Source organism: Paenibacillus pedocola (assembly GCF_031599675.1).
In the GTDB taxonomy this organism is placed as follows: Bacteria; Bacillota; Bacilli; order Paenibacillales; family Paenibacillaceae; genus Paenibacillus_AQ; species Paenibacillus_AQ pedocola.
The window spans coordinates 3609577-3630324 of the sequence record NZ_CP134223.1 but is presented as its reverse complement, the minus strand read 5'-3'; the positions used below and the strand labels follow the sequence as shown (position 1 = coordinate 3630324).

Here is a 20748-nt window from a genome sequence, read left to right as displayed (position 1 = left end):
TCAGCACTCCTTTGCTACCAGGATATGTGTGGAATGCTGCGGGGGTTCCCGTTATAAGAGATTAGTGGTGACGAATTTCCTTATAGGGAACAAGGGTTCTTAGAGGATCGAGGGGCATAATAAAATGGAAAAAAGCTGTTCCACCTGGAAGGCGAAACAGCTTTTGGGAGGGGTAATTCTAGTGGATATCACGGAAAAGTCCAATGACTCTGCCTAAAATGGTAACACGGTTCAAGCGGAGCGGTTCATAAGCCGGATTCTCCGGCTGCAGGCGGATATGGTCTCGTTCTTTGTAGAATGTCTTAACAGTAGCTTCATCTTCTTCAGTCATCGCAACGACGATATCTCCATTATCTGCTGTCTGCTGCTGGCGGACAATAACATAGTCGCCGTTCATAATTCCCGCATCCACCATGCTGTCTCCGAGTACAGAGAGCATGAAAACTTTGTTGTCTCCTACATAATGGCTAGGTAGTGGAAAATAGTCTTCAATATTCTCTGTAGCTGTAATAGGCACCCCGGCGGTGACTTTACCTACAACAGGAATACGGGTTACTGTTTGTACAAATTGATGTACATTCTCAGAATCTTCCTGTCCAAGCAGTTCTATCGCACGCGGCTTCGTAGGGTCACGACGGATAAGGCCCTTCTTCTCAAGACGATCCAAATGACCATGTACTGTGGAGCTGGATGCAAGACCGACAGCTTCCCCAATTTCCCGGACAGACGGAGGATAACCCTTGCTGCGGACTTCGTTACGTATAAATTCCAGGATCGCCAGCTGACGACTCGAAATCTTTGACATTGGAATCAACCCCATATAGTATGTTTGGGAAAATTATAACATAGAACTTCCGTTCGTACAAACATAAGTTCTAAAATTTTCAAAAAGGCATAGTAACAGGTGAAAATGACCCTAAAGCTGGCTAATAAATTTAGGGGAACAATTGTTCGAAAAAACTATTGATCAAAACACTTGTTCGTGTTATATTATTTTTGAAATTAAGAACAAGTGTTTGGAGGTCGATGATAATGTTAAAATACAGTACATACCGCAGCATCTACGATGAAGCCCGTGAGGTTCAGTCTGCCGGAGATGATTCTGCTTCAACTTATGTTTCAAGTCTAAAGGATTCTGCAGCGTCCTTATTCAGTATGCTGATGAAGGTATTTGTGAAAGATAACTTTATAAAGCTAGCCTTAGTGTTTATGCTCGTAGTTTCAGGTTTTACAGTTGTAGGAAATGTTTTTGCCGGATCGGTGTCCTCTATGACAGAAGGTAAGCGGGTAGTTGTTGAACGCGGTGACACGCTTTGGAGCATTGCACGTGAACATAAACCGGATAACATGAGGACTGTCGTATATATAGAAGGAATTAAAGAAACAAGTGGACTGAAGAGCAGTGACATCCAGGCCGGAGATGTGCTGACCTTGCCTGTATATTAACTGTAATTTCAACACGATAGAATAACATGAAGAGCTTTCAGGGAGGAGACCTTGACAAGCTCTTTTTCTCATGGCAAAGTTAGAATGAATTTATAGGGGAGGGGAAAGCATTGAATATAGACGAATTGGTCGCACGCATCAATGAATTGGCTCGCAAACAGAAAAGCAGCGGCCTGAATGAAGAGGAATTAGCAGAACGCGCTAAGCTCCGCGAGATCTATCTGGGCAACATCCGCAGCAACTTCCGTGCACAGCTTGATACGATTGAAATCGTGGATAACGATGATCAAGGCAACAAGGGGCTTAAACATTAGTCCGGTGCCTTTGTCATAGATATTTTAGGACGACTAGGGGGAACTCACATGGCCCGTTCTTGGGAAAGAATGGTTCAACGCAACACACAGCAAGTCAATAAGCAACGGAAGAAGCAAGGTAAAGAAACCATCTATGCTTCAAAATCAGCGTCAGCTGCCAAAGAGAGCGATATCTTTAAAGGCCGCAATATCGTATTTCCAATAGTTCTGCTGCTCCTCGGCATCATGTTTTGGGTAGTCGGTTCTGTTGATGATGCTAGAGGCAGCGGTGTTCTCGCCAACTGGCTGGGTGTTGTTCTTTACTTTTTACTGGCTGCACTTCTGTTCTTCCGCCGTCCATACCTGAAGGTTGAACGTGCCAGGGTTTCTACTATTAAATATAATCGTGAACGCTGGCTGCAGGCATCAGAGATTGAGAAGATTATTGTGTCCCGCAGTATGGTTTCCCTTAAATATAAAGGCAAGCGCAAGCAATGGGTGTTCTCCAGATTCCTGAACCGTTATGACACGGCGGCAATGGGTGAACGCCTTACAGAGTTCGCAAAAGCTAATAATATTGAAGTAGTGTACGAGTAGCAAGATAGACCAGCATAGGGAGAGGGAGCGTTATTATGCCGATTACCGCCGTACTATTTGACCTTGACGATACACTGCTCTGGGATGAACGGAGCGTTGAAGAAGCTTTTCGCGCGGCCTGCGAAGCAGCAGGAAACGATGTTGACCCTTTAGAGCTGGAAGCAGCTGTCCGCAGGGAAGCCAGAAGCCTTTACGAGACTTATGAGACGTTTCCATTTACGAAGATGATCGGAATCAATCCTTTCGAAGCGCTATGGGCGAATTTTACAGCCGGGGAGCAGCCGGAATTCCGGCAACTGGAGCAGCTTGCTCCGGCATACCGCAAAGAATCCTGGCGCCGCGGCCTGGCTTCCGTTGGAGTCAATGATGAAGCACTGGCTGAACAACTAGCCGCCAAATTTGCCGAGGAACGCCGGAAGCGGCCTTATATGTATGAAGAAACGCTGCAAGTGTTGGATGAGCTCCGCGGTAAGGTGAAGCTGTTACTGCTCACAAACGGGTGTCCTGCTCTTCAGCAGGAGAAACTGGACGGTGTTCCGGAGCTTATCCCTTATTTTGATCATGTGGTCATCTCAGGGAGCTTTGGTAAAGGTAAGCCGGACAAGGATATTTTCGTACATGCGCTTGATCTGCTGGACATTGCTCCGGAACAAGGAGTTATGGTCGGTGATAAGCTTACGACGGATATTCTAGGCGGTCTGACTGCAGGTCTTACCACGGTCTGGATTAACCGGACGGGTAAAAAAGCTAATCCGGAGATTCGGCCGGACTATCAGATCGGGCATCTCTCCGAGCTTCTTCCGCTGGTACAATCGCTATAACAATTCTTTCAGAACCGGTCTCCCGATAGGGAGCCGGTTTTTTGTATGCTATGAATATGTGTGAAGAGGTAGTCATTCTCTGAAAAAGTGAATATTATGTGTATAATAGAGAAAGAATGGATTACTCGCGCTGTAAGCTTCATAAGGAACCCGACTATCCGACTGGAGGATGCCCGATGATCAAACCTAAGCAGTTCATTGCAATATTATTTATTGTTATGATGTCAACACTAGGAGGATGTTCCGAAAACAGTGCAGAGCATAACCATATGCACGCTGCAGACAATGTCTCTATGGAGCCCATTAAGGTCGAGCTGAGCTGGAGTCCGGAGCAAGGCAAGGTAAATGAGCCGGTGAGCTTTAAAGCGGTGGTGACGCAGGCGGGTGAAGCGGTAGATGATGCCAAAGAAGTGCTCTTTGAAATCGTGAACACAAACGATGGATCTATAAAGCTGGAGCTGAAAGGAACATCCTCCGGGAGCGGTACATATGAGGCTGAAGGCAGCTTTGCTCAAGAGGGCGAATATAGCGTTACATCGCATGTAACGGCCCGCACACAGCATTCCATGCCGAGAAAAGAACTCACTGTATTACCTTGATAATGTTCAAGAGGATAGCCTACAAATAATAACAATTATGCAGAGTGGAAAGGAAGGCTTTCCGATTTTGCTTTATTCTGCTAAACTTACTCTAACGTTTTTCTGGGGGGATATGAAGTGGCTAAATATACACTTGCTGAAAGCTTGCAGCAGCGCATACTGATTTTAGATGGAGCAATGGGTACAATGATTCAACAAGTGCCCCTTACCGGTGAGGATTTTGGCGGAGAAGACTTGGATGGCTGTAATGAAATGCTGGTGCTTACCCGTCCTGAGGTGATTCAGGATATTCATGAGAAATATCTTGAAGCCGGCGCGGATCTAATCGAGACAAACACATTTGGGGCGACTTCTGTGGTGCTTGCTGAATATGATATTCCTCAGCGGGCACGGGAGATTAATCTGGAGGCAGCAAGACTTGCCCGGAACGCCGTAGACAAATACGATACGCCTGAACATCCCCGTTATGTGATCGGCGCAATGGGGCCAACCACGAAGACGCTCTCCGTGACCGGAGGTGTGACTTTTCAAGAGCTGGTTAGCAGCTATCAGGAGCAGGCTGTTGCACTTATTGACGGGAAAGTGGATGCTCTGCTGCTGGAGACTTCCCAGGATACATTAAATGTGAAGGCAGGCAGTATCGGGATCAAAAATGCTTTTGAGCAGACGGGAATTACACTGCCTGTTATGATCTCGGGAACGATTGAACCGATGGGAACAACCCTGGCGGGTCAGAATATTGAAGCCTTTTACATCTCGCTTGAGCACCTGAAGCCGATCTCCATCGGACTTAACTGTGCGACAGGACCGGAGTTCATGCGCGATCATATCCGCTCACTGTCAGCGATTTCTTCGGCGGCTGTGAGCTGTTATCCGAATGCCGGATTGCCGGATGAGAACGGGAACTATCATGAATCTCCGGATTCACTGGCCCGTAAGCTGGCAGGCTTTGCTGAAAAGGGCTGGCTGAATATCGCCGGGGGCTGCTGCGGAACAACTCCGGATCATATCCGGGCAATGGCCGAACTGCTAACAACCTTCGAACCCCGCAAGCTGGATGGATCTCACCCTCCGGCATTGTCAGGGATTGAGCCTGTGTATGTAGAGAGTGACAATCGTCCTTACATGGTCGGTGAACGCACGAACGTGCTGGGCTCGCGGAAATTCAAACGTCTGATCGTGGAAGGCAAATATGAGGAAGCTTCGGAAATAGCCCGTGCTCAGGTTAAGAGCGGTGCGCAGGTGATCGATGTCTGTGTGCAGGACCCGGACCGCGATGAGAGCGAAGACATTAAGCAATTTCTGGAACTGGTAGTCAAAAAGGTAAAGGTTCCGCTGATGATCGATACCACCGATCCCAAGGTGATCGATCTTGCGCTGCAATATTGCCAGGGAAAGGCGATTATTAACTCCATTAACCTTGAAGATGGTGAAGAAAAGTTCGAGCTGGTAACTCCGCTGATCCATAAATACGGGGCGGCAATTGTCGTTGGGACGATTGATGAAACCGGACAGGCGATCAAAGCGTCAGACAAGCTGGAGGTTGCCAAACGCTCCTATGATCTGCTGGTGAACAAGTACGGACTGGCTGCAGAGGATCTGATCTTTGATACGCTAGTGTTTCCTGTGGGTACCGGAGATGAGCAGTATATCGGCTCCGCCAAAGAAACGATTGATGGCATCCGCCTGATCAAGGAAGCTTTACCTGCAGTGCATACGATTCTGGGGATCAGTAACGTTTCGTTCGGGCTTCCGGAAGCTGGACGCGAGGTCCTGAACTCAGTCTTTCTGTATGAATGCACCAAGGCCGGACTGGATTATGCGATTGTAAATACGGAGAAGGTTGAACGGTATGCCTCCATTCCGGAAGAAGAGCGCCATCTGGCCGAGGAATTGATCTACAACACCAATGACGAGACGCTGGCGGCGTTCGTTGCTGCTTTTCGTGAGAAGAAAGTGGAGAAGAAAGAGAAGATATCCAATCTTTCGCTGGAGGAACGGCTCGCCTCTTACGTTGTTGAAGGCACCAAGGAAGGTTTGATTCCTGATTTGAATGAAGCCTTGACGAAAAACGGCCCGCTGGATATCATCAATGGTCCGCTAATGGCCGGAATGTCCGAGGTTGGAAGATTGTTTAATAACAATGAATTGATCGTTGCCGAGGTACTGCAAAGCGCTGAAGTGATGAAGGCTTCTGTCGGACATCTGGAGCAATTTATGCAGAAGGATGAGACCTCTGTGAAGGGGAAGATTATGCTGGCCACCGTCAAAGGGGATGTGCATGATATCGGCAAAAACCTGGTGGAGATTATCCTGTCCAACAACGGTTATGAGATCATCAATCTGGGTATAAAGGTACCACCGGAGAATATCATTGAAGCATTCCGGCGGGAAAAGGCCGATGCGATTGGGCTCTCGGGCCTCTTAGTCAAATCGGCGCAGCAGATGGTCACCACCGCTCAGGATCTGCGTTCTGCAGGAATAGATGTGCCAATTATGGTAGGCGGTGCGGCGCTGACACGTAAATTCACCAAGACACGCATCCGCCCGGAGTATGATGGCCTTGTCCTGTACGCCAAGGATGCCATGGATGGATTGGATATCGCTAACCGGCTGATGAATCCGGATGAACGGGTCAAGCTCGAGGAAGAAGTGCGCCAGGAAGCGGAGGCGGCTGTGGCTGTGGCTCCACAGCAGGAGCTTCCGGTGCTGACCCGGGCTGTCCGTTCGAAGATCTCAGCAGACGCGCCTGTGTTCACCCCGCCGGATCTGGAACGCCATGTACTGCGCAGCTATCCGCTGGGCCATATTGTGCCCTATGTAAATATGCAGATGCTGCTAGGCCATCACCTGGGTCTGCGCGGTTCCGTGGAAGCCCAGCTTGCCGCCGGGGATCCGCGTACGGTAGAGCTCAAGGAAACGGTGGACGATATTCTGCATCAGGCAATCCTTGAAGGTACGATTACGCCTCATGCGATGTACCAGTTCTTCCCGGCACAGTCCCGGGGCAATGATATTCTAATCTACGATCCGCAGAACACCGCCAATATTCTGCATACCTTTACATTCCCGCGGCAGAATGTTGAGCCTTACCTTTGCCTCGCCGATTTCCTGAAGTCCGTGGATAGCGGCATTATGGACTACGTCGGGTTCCTGGTCGTGACAGCGGGCCATGGGGTCCGTGAAATGTCGACAGAACTGAAGGATAAAGGCGACTATCTCCGCTCCCACGCCCTGCAGGCCGTGGCGCTGGAGGTTGCCGAAGGCCTGGCCGAGCGGGTCCATCATATGATGCGGGATACCTGGGGCTTCCCTGATCCTGCCGATATGACCATGAAGCAGAGACATGGTGCACGCTATCAGGGGATCCGCGTATCCTTCGGTTATCCGGCTTGTCCGGATCTTGAGGATCAGGGGCCGCTGTTTAAGCTCCTCTCCCCGGAGGATATCGGCGTTCATCTGACTGATGGCTTTATGATGGAGCCGGAGGCTTCTGTCTCGGCAATGGTCTTTGCCCATCCGGAAGCACAGTATTTTAATGTGGAGAAGCTATAGTCTCTTTTGATGATACACAACTGATCGGAGGGGGAGAGACCCCCTTCGCAGCGGACCTCCCGTAACCGGGAGGTTTTTTGCTGGAGTATTAAGCCATTTTGGGGAAGGATGAAGGTAAAGATGATTTCCTCTTCCAAAAAGGGTAAAATTCATTTCAGAGATGCAGCGGCAAAGGCCGCTTGTTCATTTGAAGAAACAGGAAGGGAGGATTTAGGATGGAAATTTATTTTCTCGGCACCAATGCCGGTGTTCCCACACTGCAGCGCAATGTAACCTCAATTGCCCTCAGACTGATGGAGGAACGCCGCAGCTTCTGGATGTTCGATTGCGGAGAAGGGACACAGCATCAGGTGCTGCGTTCGCCGCTGCGGCTGGGGAAGCTGGAGAAGCTGTTTATTACCCATTTGCATGGTGATCATCTATTCGGCTTGCCGGGGCTGCTGTCGAGCCGGGGATATCAGGGCGGCACGGCTCCGCTAACCGTGTATGGGCCTCCGGGACTGAAGGCTTTTCTGGACGTATCCTTGTCAGTAAGCCAATCACGCATGCCCTACAAGCTTGAGATTGTGGAGCATACAGGCGGACTGGTATTTGAGGATGAAACCTTTAAGGTTGAGGCGGGTCTGCTGGAGCACCGGATTGACAGCTATGGATACCGGGTAACTGAGAAAGACAGCCCGGGCAGTCTGAACACGGAGCTGCTCCGGAGCTATGGATTGAAGCCTGGCCCGTTATACGGCAAGCTGAAGAAGGGCGAAGATGTGACTACGGAGAGCGGAGTAGTAATCCGGGCTTCCGAAGTGGTCCATGAGCCCAAAAAAGGGCGTATCGTAACCATTCTGGGGGATACCAGACCTTGCCCGGGGAGTCTGCCGCTGGCGCAGGGGGCTGATCTGATTATCCATGAAGCAACCTTTGCCCATGATCTGGCGGAGATGGCTTACCAATATCACCACAGCACTGCTGTCCAGGCTGCAGAACTGGCCCGAGAAGCGGAAGGCCGGGAACTGCTGCTGACTCACTTCAGTTCGCGTTATGTGTCACAGGAAGAGCTGACTCCATTACTGGATGAAGCACAGGCGATCTTCCCTCAAACCCTGCTTGCTGAGGAGTTCTGCACCTTCCCCGTATACCGGAGAAAGTAAGCGGAAAAGCTGGGAAATCCCCGGGGAAATGGCTGGGGAAATCAAATTATTTTCCGGGAAAGCGCAGGAAATGACAGGGTAGTGTCAAAAATAGCCTGACGCTGCAGCGGTTCGCTAACGTTCGACTAAGGATGTTAAAATTTAAGCAAAAGAACCTTGGCAACCGTACGAAGCAGCGAAGATTATGGCGAAATTAGGACGGGGTTACCCTGCCTCATAGCAACATATAAACCTGTGTTCTGTAAAGGCACAGCTGAAATTAGAGCGGTAATAAAAGCTGTTTTTTAAAATTAATGAGATTACTTATTAATAGTATTAATTAAATATCCGGAGGAACTGGAGGGGGATTATGAAGGATTTCGGAGGCTTACTCATTGATCTGGACGGAACTTTATTTCACGGTGGCCGGATGATCCCCGGCGCTGATAAATTGATAACAGGGCTTCGTGCGGCAGGTGTACCTTTTTTGTTCGTAACGAACAATTCTTCGCGGACACCCGCTAATGTAGCCGCACATCTGAGCGGAATGGGCATTGAAGCCAAGGCGGAGGAAGTCTGCACTTCCTCGCTGGCAGCTGCACGCTATATCGCTGAGGAATCACCGGAAGCAAGGGTGGCGATACTTGGAGAAGAGGGCCTTATCGAAGCCTGCACCGCAGCTGGCTTGACGATTGTCACAGATGACCCGCAATATGTTGTACAGGGCATCTACAGATCTTTTACATATGATTCACTGGCACAGGCTTCACGCTGGATCATGGGCGGAGCGAAATTTGTGCTGACCAATCCGGATCTGATGCTGCCGTCGGATGACGGAGTAATGCCGGGGGCGGGAACGCTTGGTGCTGCCATCGAAGCTGCAAGCGGTGTGTCGCCAGTAGTTATCGGCAAACCGGAATCATACCTGATCAATTATGCCGTGTCGATGCTGGGTATTAAGCAGCATGAGGCTGTTGTGGTCGGCGATAACATGCGGACGGATATTTCAGCCGGGGCCAATGCGGGCTGCCGGACGATCCTTGTGCTGACAGGCTTGACTACACAGGACAATCTTGAACACTATAAGACGGTCACCGGCGTGACACCGGATGTAATTTGCAGCGATTTAGCTGAACTTATATCGATGCTCGGTGTATAATGGCAAAGGTGTGAGTTTTTTACCAACCTAGAAGGGACGATGAACAATGCCGGAACTGCCGGAAATGGAGAATTACAGAAAGCTGCTCAGTCAGCATCTTATAAATGTTCCGATTACAGGTGTGACCGTGAACAGAGAGAAAACCATCAACATGGAGGCCGGGGACTTTAAGAACGCATTACTGGGTGCCCGTATCGTTTTTGTGGAACGCCGGGCGAAGCATATTCTGTTCCACCTGCATGACGGGCGCAGATTACTGCTTCACCTGATGCTGGGCGGCATATTGTATTACGGCACGGAAGAGGAGCGTCCTGAACGGAGCACACAGGTGGAATTGGCATTTGGTGACCATATTCTATACTTCATGGGGCTGCGTCTGGGTTACCTGCATCTGTTGTCGGTGAAGGAAAGTGAAGCGGCCATGGGCAAGCTGGGACCTGAGCTGCTGGACCGCCGGATGACCGCGGAGCGATTCGCTGCGCTGCTGAAGGGCCGGAGAGGGGCGCTAAAAAGTCTGCTTGTGAATCAGCAGGTTATGGCCGGTATCGGCAACTGCTACGCGGATGAGATTGCTTTTGAAGCCAGACTGCTGCCTTCCACGCTGGTGCAGAATCTGTCGCCGGAGGCCGTCACCCGCTTATACGAGAGTATGCGCAAAGTACTGACGGAAGCAACCGAAATCGGCGGCTACATGGAGATGCCGTTTATGGCCGGCGATACCGTTACCGGCTCGTATAATGATCAGTGTAAAGTATATGACCGGGAAGGCGAACCATGCCTGCGCGGCGGGGGAACCATTGTCAAAACAGAGCTGACCGGACGCAAGGTGTTCTATTGCCCGGACTGCCAGCATGAAGGGTAGCCCCAAAATCGGGGCTCATGTCAGCATCCGCGGCGGATACGGCCGAGCGGCCCGTTTTGCCTGGGAGAGCGGTGCGGCATGCTTTCAATATTTTCCGAAAAATCCGCGCAGTCTGAAGCCGAAACCGCTTGATAGGCGGGATGCGGAGGACTGCGCCGCCTTTTGCCGCAAGCACAATATGGCCTCCATTGCCCACACCCCTTATCCGACTAATATGGCGGCTGATACAACTGGTGCTGCATCCAGATCGGTAATGGTGGCGTCACTGCGCAATGATCTGGAGATTGCTGAGGCTTGCGGCTCGCTTGGTATTGTAGTGCATTTTGGACATTTTGCCGGAATGGAGCCGTTACAAGGCTACCAAAATATTATACAATGTATGAATGATACCCTTAGCTCCTGGGATGGCCGGGCAAAGCTGCTGATTGAGAATCAGGCCGGTAATCACGGAAGTGAAGGCATGACACTGGAAGAGCTGGTCAAAGTCCGTGAGCTTAGCCGCTTTCCGGAGAAGATCGGGTTCTGTTTCGACACATGCCATGCTTTTGCCGCCGGGATCTGGAATCCGGACCAGACAGCGAAGCTGCTGCAGCGGGGAACTGAACTGGATTATTGGCGTAATCTTACTGCAGTTCATCTGAACGATTCATTATTTCCCTTCGGTTTGCGGAGGGACAGGCATGCCGGGGTCGGGGAGGGGTATATCGGGGAGTACAGCCTGCGGGAGCTGCTGCTCTCAGAGCCCATCCGTCATGCGGTTGTTGCCTTGGAGACCGCCAAAGGGCCTGACGGCAGCCACCGTCAGGAAATTGCAGCCGTACTGAAATGGTATGAAGCGGAGGAGTAGCCGTTGATTAATATATTTATGGACGATTGCCGCAAGCTGCCGCAGGGTTTTACGCTGGCAAGAACAACTGAAGAATGCCTGCTGCTCTTGCGTGAGTGCGAGGTTAATATATTGTCGCTCGATTATGACATGGGGCCGGATGATTACAGCGGGGATGAGGTATGCAGACGTATGGTGCTTGAGGGGCTGTTTCCGCGCCAAATTTATCTGCACACCTCAAGCAGCTGGGGCCGCAAAGAAATGTATGAGCTGCTCTATGCCGCTAGACCAGAGGGAACCGAATTGTACAATGGCCCGGTTAATGATGAAGTGCTTGCCGGGATCGCTGCAGGAGCGGCCGGCAAATGACAGAATTTATAAGCTTGAACGAGCAGGAACTAATGAAGGCTCTGCTTCAGTCCGGTGAGCCCTTGGTTGTATTTCTGCATACACCGCTGTGCGGTACCTGCAAGGCCGCCCGGCGTATGCTGGAGGTAGCGTCCCATCTGCTGCCGGCTGGGCTAGTTATTGCCGAAGCTAATGTGAACATGCTGCCGGGGCTGGTCAGCCGGTACCGTATATCAAGCGTGCCTGCACTTCTGGTGGCCCGTGCTGACCGTAGCGTAGAACCGGAAATCTATTATTCAATGGGCTCTGTAGAACGGATGCTGGAATACATAAGGAGTGTGACCTCATAAATGATATCATTACAACATCTAACGCTGCGGAGAGAACAAAGCCTGATTCTTGACGATGTATCGCTGGAAATGAAGCAGGGCGAGAACTGGGTCATTCTTGGGCGCAACGGTTCCGGCAAGACAACAATCCTGGAGATGATGACCGGGTATCTGTTCCCGAGCAGCGGGTCCGTTGAGGTGCTCGGTTATAAATACGGCCAGTGCGATCTGCGTGAGGTACGCAAAGAGATTGGTTACATCGGCCCTTCGCTGATGGAAAAGCTCTCGCTCAGCGATCCTGTATGGGAAGTGGTTGCCACCGGCGCCTACGCCTATCTTCGCTTCTATCAGGCGATTCCGCAGCAGGTACAGGAGCAGGCGGTTAAGCTGCTTGAAGATATGAATCTGGGCGAGCTGGCCTATCATCCGTTCGGTACCCTGTCTCAGGGTGAACGCAAAAAGGCAATGCTGGCGAGATGCCTGATGGCCAACCCTAAGCTGCTCATCATGGACGAGCCTTGTGCCGGACTTGATCTGTACGAACGTGAGAAAATGCTTGCGGAGATTGATAAGCTGAAGCAGCGCAATGTTTCGGTAGTCTATGTCACGCATCATGTTGAGGAAATCGTACCGCTTTTCTCCCATGTGGCGCTGATCCGTGACGGAAAGCTGGCGGGCTCAGGCCCCAAAGAAGAAGTGTTAACGAAAGATATGATCTTGGCTACTTTTGATATTCCCGTCGATGTTGAATGGGATAACGGTCGTCCCTGGATTAAAATCAGACCTGGAGGCAGATGATTTGAACGATTTAACACAAACAACCGGAGAGCAGGCTGCTGCTCCGGAAGAAAAGATTCTTTCACGTTATATCTGCACGGCCAATCACGGCTTTGCCCCATACGCTCAGGAAGAGCTTCGCCGCCTGTTCGGGGCGGTGAAAAGCACGCTGCTGCTGCCGGGGGAGATTTTCCTGGCCACGCTGGAAGGTGAACCGGAAGAGGTATCACGGGTGCTTAGCGCGAATCTGCCGATCTTCCTGCGGCATATTCAGCCGGTACAGTTTCAGGATCAGGGAGATCTCTCGGCGCTGGACCGGTTGGCCGTATATTTAAGCCGCCGCAGTGAACTGGAAGGTGAGAAGGTGTCGCTGCATGTCCGCAAGGGAGCAGCCTCGTTCTGGCAGGACAGCCCTGGTGAGCTGCGCGAGTGGCTGCAGGAGCGGCTGCAGAGCCTGGAGGCTGATTTCACCGTACAGGACCCTGCCTGGGTGATTTCCGTCTATGCGGACGGAGATGCGCTGTATGCCGGGGTGTCCCGGCCTGAGGACAATCTGTCCAGCTGGAACGGCGGCATGATCCGTTTCCGCAAGGAAGACGGACAGATCTCGCGGGCAAAATTCAAGCTGATGGAGGCGGAGAAGGAATTTGCCATTCCGTTCTCAAGCTTCCGCAATGCTGTTGATATTGGTGCTTCACCCGGCGGATGGACCTCATTCCTGCTGGAACGCGGTCTCAAGGTAACGGCGGTTGATCCTGCGCTGATGCATGAGTCGCTCCGCAATCTGCCCGGACTGAAGATCCTGCGCAAAAATGCCGGGGAAGTCAAATTCCGGGATAATGAATTTGATCTGCTGGTCTGTGATATGAGCTGGAGTCCCAAGCTGATGGCGAAGCTGGTCACCGGCCTGCTCCACAGCCTTTCACCGGGCGGAACAGCAGTGGTCACAGTGAAGCTGATGCACAAGAAGCCACTGGCTGTAATTAAGGAGATTATCGCCATGTTTGAAGGTGAGCGGATGCAGGTTCAGCGGGCGAAGCAGCTGTTTCATAACCGTGACGAGATAACACTTTATATGATTAAATATTAATCAAATGAAATAGTCTCACTCAATTGTATCACCTAAAGGGAAAGTATCCCGTTGTCTGCACCACCGGCCTCGTGCCGGATGGTATCAACAGCGGCGTGCTTTCTCTTTTTTTGTTATAAAGTAGGGTTTTGTATGAGTTTTATTAGGGGGATGTTGACGATGATCTTTCAAACAAAACTGGCACCCGGACAGTTAATTGGAGAGCGGTACCGGATTATGAGCCTGATCGGCTCCGGCGGAATGAGCCATGTTTATCTGGCCGAGGATACGCGGCTGCCAGGGCAGCGGTGGGCGGTGAAGGAAAGCATCAGCCATCATAAGACAGCGGGAGCTGTGGAGGCGGAGGCGGAGCTGCTGATCTCTTTGAACCACCGTCTGCTTCCGAGAGTTGCCGATTTTTTTGCGCCGGATGAAGAAGGCTACTGGTATATGATCATGGATTATATTGAGGGGGTGACGCTGGCGGAAGCTATAAAGGCAAATACAGAGCCGATGGATGCGGGACGTATTATTTCCTATACCCGCCAGCTGCTGGAAGTGCTTGCGTTCTTGCACGGGCAGCAGCCGCCGATTATATACCGCGATCTGAAGCCGGCTAATATTATGCTGACCGGAGCAGGCGGGCTGATGCTGATAGACTTCGGAATCGCCCGCAGCTATAGAAAGGGAGCCGGAGAGGATACAGAGAAGCTAGGTACCGCCGGTTTCGCGGCTCCCGAGCAATACGGCAGCGGGCAGAGCGGACCTTCGTCGGATCTGTACGGCCTGGGAGCGATTATGCTGTATATGGTTTCCGGCGGGTTGTACAGCCGCTGGGTGCCGGGAATGGAAGCCAGGCTAAACGCCAAAATTCCGGAGGCCTTAATTCCTGTTATCCGGCGGCTTCTGCGCTATCATCCGGAGGAAAGATTTCAAAGCGCGGAAGAAGTATTACAGGCGCTTGAGCCTCTTACAGATTCTGTAGATGAACCGTCTAAAAGCGGGATGCGGCCGGCATTATCCGTAAAGCGCCACACTGCTGTTGTTGCACTGCTCGGCGTATCCGCTGGTCTTGGAACGACGCATACCTCTCTGGCAGTAAGCAGCGGGCTGGCCCGAAAGGGGACCACCGCATGGGTTGACTTCAGCCCGGAATCTTCCGTGTATGACCGGATCTGCAGCCTGCTTGATTATCCGGTACATCCAGGGCAACCGGGCCTGCCTGAGGCACCGCTTAGCTGGAAAGGAATTGATTACTGGCGGCGTCCGGTGCAGGGTGATTTAACAGACCTGCTAAATAAAAACTATGCATACCTCGTGCTGGATCTCGGAACCGGCGGTTATGAAGGTGCGCTTGAAGCATTTACAGGCAGTGACGTACCGTTGCTGCTGGCTTCCGGATCAGCCTGGCGGCTGGAGGATACGCTGCACTGGCTGCGCCGGAGCAGACTCCCGCTTCATGCAAACTGGCAGATTTGCCTGCCGCTGGCGAGCCGCTCGGCCGCGGAGCTGCTGGCTGCAGCATTGGGCGGACAGGTGGAGGTGAGCAGCCTGCCGCTGCAACAGGATCCTTTTGAGCATAACGGCAAGCTGGTTCTGGCCCTTGGGCAGCTGCTGAGGAAGACTGGCAGACTCCATATTTCTGCAAAACGCAGCGGATTATTTCAGAAAAAAATGTAAAAATATCAAATTAATTTTCTTGCAGAGCACGGAACAGGTAAATCCCTATTTCAGTGAGGCCCTGACTTGTGTTAAAATGGTCGTTATATGTACTGACAGAATATTGGCCTCATGTTAAAAATAGATAGGAGCTTACTGAGAATTTATGAGTTTACTTACAGTAGAAGACGTTTCCCACAACTTTGGAGACCGGCAGTTATTCACGAATGTGTCCTTTCGGCTGCTGGCCGGCGAGCATGTTGGACTGGTGGGAGCGAATGGCGTCGGCAAGTCGACGCTGATGAATATTTTGACCGGAACCTTGCTGAAGGATAGCGGAAAAGTAGAATGGACACCGAGAGTGCGTTACGGTTATCTGGATCAGCATACGAACCTTACACCCGGTAAAACGGTGCGTGACGTGTTGAAGGATGCTTTCCTGCCGCTGCTTGAGCTGGAGAGTGAAATGACAGAGATTACCGGTAAAATGGGCGATGCCTCACCTGAAGAGCTGGAACTGCTGCTTGAGCAGATGGGTGAGATTCAGGAGCAGCTGGATATGGGTGATTTCTATCTGATTGATGTTAAAGTCGAGGAAATGGGTAACGGTCTGGGTTTGTCAGCAATCGGTCTGGATCGAGATGTAGCTTCGCTGAGCGGAGGACAACGGACGAAGGTTCTGCTGGCCAAGCTGCTGCTGGAGAAGCCGAATGTACTGCTGCTGGATGAGCCTACCAACTACCTGGATGTTGAGCACATCGACTGGCTGACCAACTACCTGAAGCAGTATCCTTATGCTTTTTTGCTGATTTCCCATGATACTGAATTTATGAATAAAGTCGTTAATGTGGTGTACCATCTGGAGTTCGCCAAGCTGACCCGTTATACTGCGAACTATGAGAAGTTTCTGGATATGGCGGAAATGAACAAGGCCCAGCATATCGAGGCATATGAGAAGCAGCGGGATTATATCAAGAAGCAGGAGGATTTCATCCAGCGAAACAAAGCGCGTGCTTCCACTTCTGGCCGGGCGAAAAGCCGTGAAAAACAGCTCGACCGCATAGAGCGGATCGACAGGCCGGAGGAGGCAGCGAAGCCGAGCTTCTCGTTCAAAGAGAGCCGCTCCAGCGGCAAAACCGTATTCGAGGGCATTGACTTCGAAATCGGCTACGACCGTCCGCTGCTGCCCAATCTGAATATGACGATTGAACGCGGGGACAAGATTGCGATTGTCGGCTGCAATGGTGTCGGTAAATCCACGCTGTTGAAGTCGATTCTGGGCGTAATTCCGGTATACAGCGGTAAAACCTACCTGGGTGATTATCTGAATGCAGCCTACTTCCAGCAGGAGGTTAAGGCAGCCAATATTACACCGATAGACGACGTGTGGAACGAATTTTCCAGCCTTACACAGAATGAAGTGCGCGGCCATCTGGCCCGCTGCGGTCTGAAAAACGAGCATATTACCCGTCCGCTGAGCATGCTGAGCGGGGGGGAGCAGGCTAAGGTGCGTCTGTGCAAGCTGATGATGCGCGAGAGCAACTGGGTTCTGTTCGATGAACCTACGAACCACCTGGACATCGTTGCCAAGGCTGAGCTGAAGCGTGCATTGCAGGAGTATAAAGGAACGATTCTGCTTGTCTCTCATGAACCTGATTTTTACGAGGATTGGGTTACGAAGATTTGGGATGTTGAGCAGTGGTCAGCACAGGTACAGACGGTATAGTTTAATTTAAAATCCGGGGAAGAGCAGTGGACCAGCTGCTGTTTCCCGGCTTTTCAATATGGGGGGACTGTCAGGAATGAGCCATAGTGAAGATATCAATAGTTCAGGTAGAGACGGCCGCTATTCGCGCCAGGTTCGCTTTGCGCCATTTGGGGCTGAGGGGCAAGAGGGCCTCGCCCGTTCTAGTGTGCTGATTATCGGTGCAGGTGCGCTCGGTACCGGCATTGCTGAGACACTCGCCCGCTGCGGTGTCGGAAGATTGATTCTTGCCGACCGGGACTATGTGGAATGGAGTAATCTACAGCGGCAGCAGCTATATACAGAAGCAGATGCCAGCAGCAGGATGCCTAAGGCTGCGGCTGCAAAAGCCAGGCTGGAACAGATTAATTCCGGGATCGTGATCGAGGCCCATGTGCTGGATGTTCGTGCGGAAGAGCTGGAAGGTCTGCTGCCCGGAGTGGACCTCATTATGGACGGTACAGATAACTTTGATACACGGCTGATAATCAATGATATGGCTCAGAAACACGGGATTCCCTGGATTTATGGAGCATGTGTAGGCAGCTACGGGATAACCTACACGATTCTGCCGGGAGAGACGCCTTGCCTGAACTGTCTGCTGGGCACCGTTCCGTTGGGCGGAGATACCTGTGACACTGCGGGCATTTTGCCGCAGGCGGTGCAGCTAGTTACGGCTAACGGAACAGCTGAAGCGCTCAAATTGCTTGGGGGGCGGCAGAGCCAGCTGCGGGACAAGCTGCTCAGCTTTGATGTGTGGCGCAATGAGCACCAGGAGATTGGGGTAAAGGCGGCGAAGAAGGCGGATTGCCCGTCCTGTGGCAGCCATGCGATTTATCCTTACCTGACCGCGGCCAATACGGAACGCAGTGATGTGCTGTGCGGCAGGGATACTGTACAAATCCGGCCGGCACACCGCCAAAAGCTGGATTTGCAGGAGACGGCTGCCCGGCTCTCCAGGCTGGGAAGCGGAAGGGTCGAGAGCAATCCTTATCTCGTTTCGTTTACGGAGGAACCTTACCGTCTGGTGATTTTTGCCGACGGGCGGGCTCTGATTCATGGGACCAGTGATGTAGCCGCCGCCCGCAGCGTTTATCACCGGTATTTTGGCTAATGTGGTAGAACTTAATGTGGAGACCATTCCCATCTGGAATGGTCTCTTTGCTTTGGGGGAATTCTAAGCTTGATCTGCGGCGGGTATACTGCCGCAAGGCTGAAAAGGATGCAGGGAGGGGAGATCCATGAACGAAATCATCGCCTGGTACATATCTGGGGCTGCCCGTGAAGCCGGTGGAACACAGGAAAGCATCCGCAACAGGGAAAAGGTACATTTGCAGATTGAAGAAGCTCTCGGCAGGCTGGGGCTGCAGACGGCAATAAGCGAAGATCTCGAGGATCTTCGCTTATTATTAGCCAGAGTTCATCCCGTTCTGCTTCTGGCGGAGCTGCTAAATGCCGGGGAATGGGCCGGTTGGAGCATCGTTTCGGAGTTCCGGGCTCAGGGGACCTTTTTGCCGGTGATGGTTATTGCAAGTGAGGGTGCTGGCGAAGATGCCGTTGCGGTATTTGAAGCGGGTGGAAACGAATATATGCAACAGCCGCTGCACACAGGTGAATTCAGATGCAGAGTAATGAACCTGCTCTGGCTTACGGGACGACGGCGCGGCCTCGAATCTCTGCTTAAGGTTGATGGCCTAATGCTGGACTCCAGCCGCCGGCTGGTCAGCCGGGATGGAATCCAGCTCATGCTGACCCCCAAAGAATTTGATCTGCTCTATTATCTCGCTCTGCATCAAGGGGAAATTTGTCCCCGGGACGAAATCTTAAGGCAGGTGTGGGGGTATCACTTTCCTGCGGACACCAATGTGGTAGATGTCTATATCAGACATATCCGCATGAAGGTTGACAAAGGCCATCGCAATAAGCTGATTCATACGGTGCGCGGAACCGGATATATAATGAGGGCGCCCGAAGGCGGCCCTGCAGGCTGATTGTCCTTAATAAGGAGAAGTTCTACAGTACGCGGCGTGCTTTCAGGTAGGTTCTTTTCCAGTTGCCGGAATTCAGGTTTGACACTGTGACGCCGGGGGAACCGTACGTGTGTAGAATCTTGCCGTTGCCGGCGTATACTGCTACGTGGGTCACGTTTTTACCATTAGCTCTGCTGCCGCTGGAGAAGAAGACCAGATCGCCAACACGGAGATTCGCTTTGGATACGGCTTTTCCGACTTTTGATTGAGCAACAGAAGTACGCGGCAGGTTAATGCCATATTTGGCAAAGATATATTTAGTAAAAGAGGAGCAGTCAAAATATCTTGTAGTAGAAGTAGATGCGCCAAACTGATAACGCACACCCAAGTATTTTTTGCCTAAGTTTACAATGCTTTGTCCAGTAGAGGACGATACAGATGCGGCAGCAACAGGTGCTGTGCCGGCTCCTGTAGCCATCAGAGTGCTCAGGCCAATTGTAGTGCTTATCCCCACGATAATCGCTTGTTTGAACCATTGTTGCTTATTCATGTTGTAGTACCTCCCAGGTTTGTATCTATCATGTATTCTTCTTTCTCTGTTTCGTAGTATATCAGTTTATTAGCCGCCTATATTTTTCCATAACTGTCTTAGATTCAGGCTGGGCGTGGGTTGGAAGCGTTTTATTAAAAAATCATTAAAAGTTACAAAAAATTAATATTTTGCGGTCTGATGAGCGCGAAAAAACCGGGAACTCCTTTACTGGCAAGGGATTCCCGGTTTTTAAGTTTTGAAACAAAGGTTACAACGATGTCTCCGAATTTCTATGTATTAATCCCTGCTTTGGATGATCAGCAGCAGTCCGCTTTGGATAGTAACCGTGCCGGACTCCCCGATCAGCCGGTTGCTGACAGCCAGGGATTGGCCCAGTTTCAGCGTGGCATTCTCCAAAGGATATTGAAAGCCCTGCAGGGTGATTCCTGTTACTTCCGGTGTCAGGGGGAGCAGGGAGACATAGGTGAATCCGCGTTCCTGAACAAGAGCTTGCGACCCGGTAAGGGTGATATAATTATGTGAATCCATCACAGAACAGCTCACCTGCCGCTGCATTGCTCTCGTCATCATCTGGATGCCGGCCAGAGTGTGGTCCATTCGTGTGCCTGTTACACCCATCAGCAGGATGGATTCAGGCTGGGTGCCTAGTGCCAGGTCAAGCGCCATTTCACTGTCGGTCAAATCCTTGTCGATCGGGTCGCAGGTAATTGTTTGTTTACTGCCTGCTTGAATCTGTTCCAGCGCTTCCGGGCTGACGGAATCAAAGTCACCAACAGCAATATCCGGTGTAATACCATGGGAGACAAGGAACAAAGCTCCGCGATCAGCACCGATTATAAAATCATCTTCGTCTATTTGGTGCAGCAAGTCCTCGGACAGCGCACCGCCGGCGAATATAACAACTCGTTTGGATGGCAAAACAATCCCCCTCCTTCTTCTGATGTATAGTTTGTCATCCTGAACAAGTATAATGCAGATCGAAAAGTTGTACAATTGGACCAGGCAGCGGTAAAATGT

General features: G+C 51.3%; 21 protein-coding genes. 18 read left to right on the top strand and 3 right to left on the bottom strand.

The window, feature by feature from the left end:
* Positions 1-178: 178 nt before the first annotated feature.
* The gene (lexA, locus tag QU597_RS15915) at positions 179-805 is read right to left on the bottom strand and encodes a transcriptional repressor LexA (RefSeq protein WP_028530732.1); all 627 of its coding nucleotides are present in this window, start codon (positions 803-805) and stop codon (positions 179-181) included.
* A gap of 227 nt (positions 806-1032) precedes the next feature.
* Between lexA and QU597_RS15910 the strand changes: the two genes are divergently transcribed.
* The 18 genes from QU597_RS15910 (at position 1033) to QU597_RS15825 (ending at position 19199) form a co-directional block, all read left to right on the top strand.
* Positions 1033-1446: a LysM peptidoglycan-binding domain-containing protein gene (locus QU597_RS15910; RefSeq protein ID WP_310828906.1), complete on the top strand. Its 414-nt coding sequence runs from the start codon at positions 1033-1035 to the stop codon at positions 1444-1446.
* 110 nt (positions 1447-1556) lie between these two features.
* Entirely contained in the window at positions 1557-1760 is a 204-nt protein-coding gene (locus tag QU597_RS15905; RefSeq protein WP_206100403.1) for a DUF896 domain-containing protein, read from the top strand.
* Between the two features lie 48 nt (positions 1761-1808).
* Positions 1809-2336 (top strand): hypothetical protein, encoded by a 528-nt coding sequence (locus QU597_RS15900; protein WP_310828905.1) that lies wholly within the window; start codon positions 1809-1811, stop codon positions 2334-2336.
* A gap of 35 nt (positions 2337-2371) precedes the next feature.
* On the top strand, positions 2372-3157 hold the full coding sequence (locus tag QU597_RS15895) for an HAD family hydrolase (RefSeq protein ID WP_206100401.1): 786 nt from the start codon (positions 2372-2374) through the stop codon (positions 3155-3157).
* 176 nt (positions 3158-3333) lie between these two features.
* A complete protein-coding gene (locus QU597_RS15890) occupies positions 3334-3756 on the top strand; it encodes a FixH family protein (RefSeq protein WP_310828904.1) in 423 nt (140 codons plus the stop codon).
* Between the two features lie 177 nt (positions 3757-3933).
* The gene (metH, locus tag QU597_RS15885) at positions 3934-7311 is read left to right on the top strand and encodes a methionine synthase (RefSeq protein ID WP_370656269.1); all 3378 of its coding nucleotides are present in this window, start codon (positions 3934-3936) and stop codon (positions 7309-7311) included.
* Positions 7312-7526: 215 nt separating this feature from the next.
* Positions 7527-8456, top strand: coding sequence for a ribonuclease Z (rnz, locus tag QU597_RS15880; RefSeq protein WP_310828901.1), 930 nt, complete (start codon positions 7527-7529; stop codon positions 8454-8456).
* Positions 8457-8805: 349 nt separating this feature from the next.
* Positions 8806-9594: a TIGR01457 family HAD-type hydrolase gene (locus QU597_RS15875; RefSeq protein WP_206100317.1), complete on the top strand. Its 789-nt coding sequence runs from the start codon at positions 8806-8808 to the stop codon at positions 9592-9594.
* A 46-nt stretch (positions 9595-9640) separates the two neighbouring features.
* Positions 9641-10456, top strand: coding sequence for an Fpg/Nei family DNA glycosylase (locus QU597_RS15870; protein WP_206100316.1), 816 nt, complete (start codon positions 9641-9643; stop codon positions 10454-10456).
* Positions 10446-11303 (top strand): deoxyribonuclease IV, encoded by an 858-nt coding sequence (locus QU597_RS15865; protein ID WP_310828900.1) that lies wholly within the window; start codon positions 10446-10448, stop codon positions 11301-11303. The genes QU597_RS15870 and QU597_RS15865 overlap by 11 nt, the downstream gene beginning before the upstream one ends.
* Positions 11304-11306: 3 nt before the next feature.
* On the top strand, positions 11307-11651 hold the full coding sequence (locus tag QU597_RS15860; protein WP_310828899.1) for a cyclic-phosphate processing receiver domain-containing protein: 345 nt from the start codon (positions 11307-11309) through the stop codon (positions 11649-11651).
* Positions 11648-11980 carry a thioredoxin family protein gene (locus QU597_RS15855; RefSeq protein WP_310828898.1) on the top strand — a complete coding sequence of 111 codons (333 nt, stop codon included), beginning with the start codon at positions 11648-11650 and terminating at the stop codon, positions 11978-11980. The genes QU597_RS15860 and QU597_RS15855 overlap by 4 nt, the downstream gene beginning before the upstream one ends.
* On the top strand, positions 11981-12757 hold the full coding sequence (locus QU597_RS15850) for an ABC transporter ATP-binding protein (protein ID WP_310828896.1): 777 nt from the start codon (positions 11981-11983) through the stop codon (positions 12755-12757). It begins immediately after the preceding gene.
* Position 12758: 1 nt separating this feature from the next.
* Positions 12759-13826: an SAM-dependent methyltransferase gene (locus QU597_RS15845; RefSeq protein WP_310828895.1), complete on the top strand. Its 1068-nt coding sequence runs from the start codon at positions 12759-12761 to the stop codon at positions 13824-13826.
* Between the two features lie 159 nt (positions 13827-13985).
* Positions 13986-15485, top strand: a complete 1500-nt coding sequence (locus tag QU597_RS15840; protein WP_310828894.1) for a serine/threonine protein kinase — start codon at positions 13986-13988, stop codon at positions 15483-15485.
* Positions 15486-15630: 145 nt separating this feature from the next.
* Entirely contained in the window at positions 15631-17190 is a 1560-nt protein-coding gene (abc-f, locus tag QU597_RS15835) for a ribosomal protection-like ABC-F family protein (RefSeq protein WP_310828893.1), read from the top strand.
* Between the two features lie 76 nt (positions 17191-17266).
* Positions 17267-18322 carry a ThiF family adenylyltransferase gene (locus tag QU597_RS15830; RefSeq protein WP_310828892.1) on the top strand — a complete coding sequence of 352 codons (1056 nt, stop codon included), beginning with the start codon at positions 17267-17269 and terminating at the stop codon, positions 18320-18322.
* Positions 18323-18449: 127 nt separating this feature from the next.
* The gene (locus tag QU597_RS15825) at positions 18450-19199 is read left to right on the top strand and encodes a winged helix-turn-helix domain-containing protein (RefSeq protein ID WP_310828891.1); all 750 of its coding nucleotides are present in this window, start codon (positions 18450-18452) and stop codon (positions 19197-19199) included.
* A 22-nt stretch (positions 19200-19221) separates the two neighbouring features.
* Here QU597_RS15825 and QU597_RS15820 read toward each other — a convergent pair whose 3' ends face one another.
* Positions 19222-19728 carry a C40 family peptidase gene (locus QU597_RS15820; RefSeq protein ID WP_236330439.1) on the bottom strand — a complete coding sequence of 169 codons (507 nt, stop codon included), beginning with the start codon at positions 19726-19728 and terminating at the stop codon, positions 19222-19224.
* A gap of 279 nt (positions 19729-20007) precedes the next feature.
* Positions 20008-20649 carry a thiamine diphosphokinase gene (locus tag QU597_RS15815; protein WP_206100306.1) on the bottom strand — a complete coding sequence of 214 codons (642 nt, stop codon included), beginning with the start codon at positions 20647-20649 and terminating at the stop codon, positions 20008-20010.
* Positions 20650-20748 lie beyond the last annotated feature (99 nt).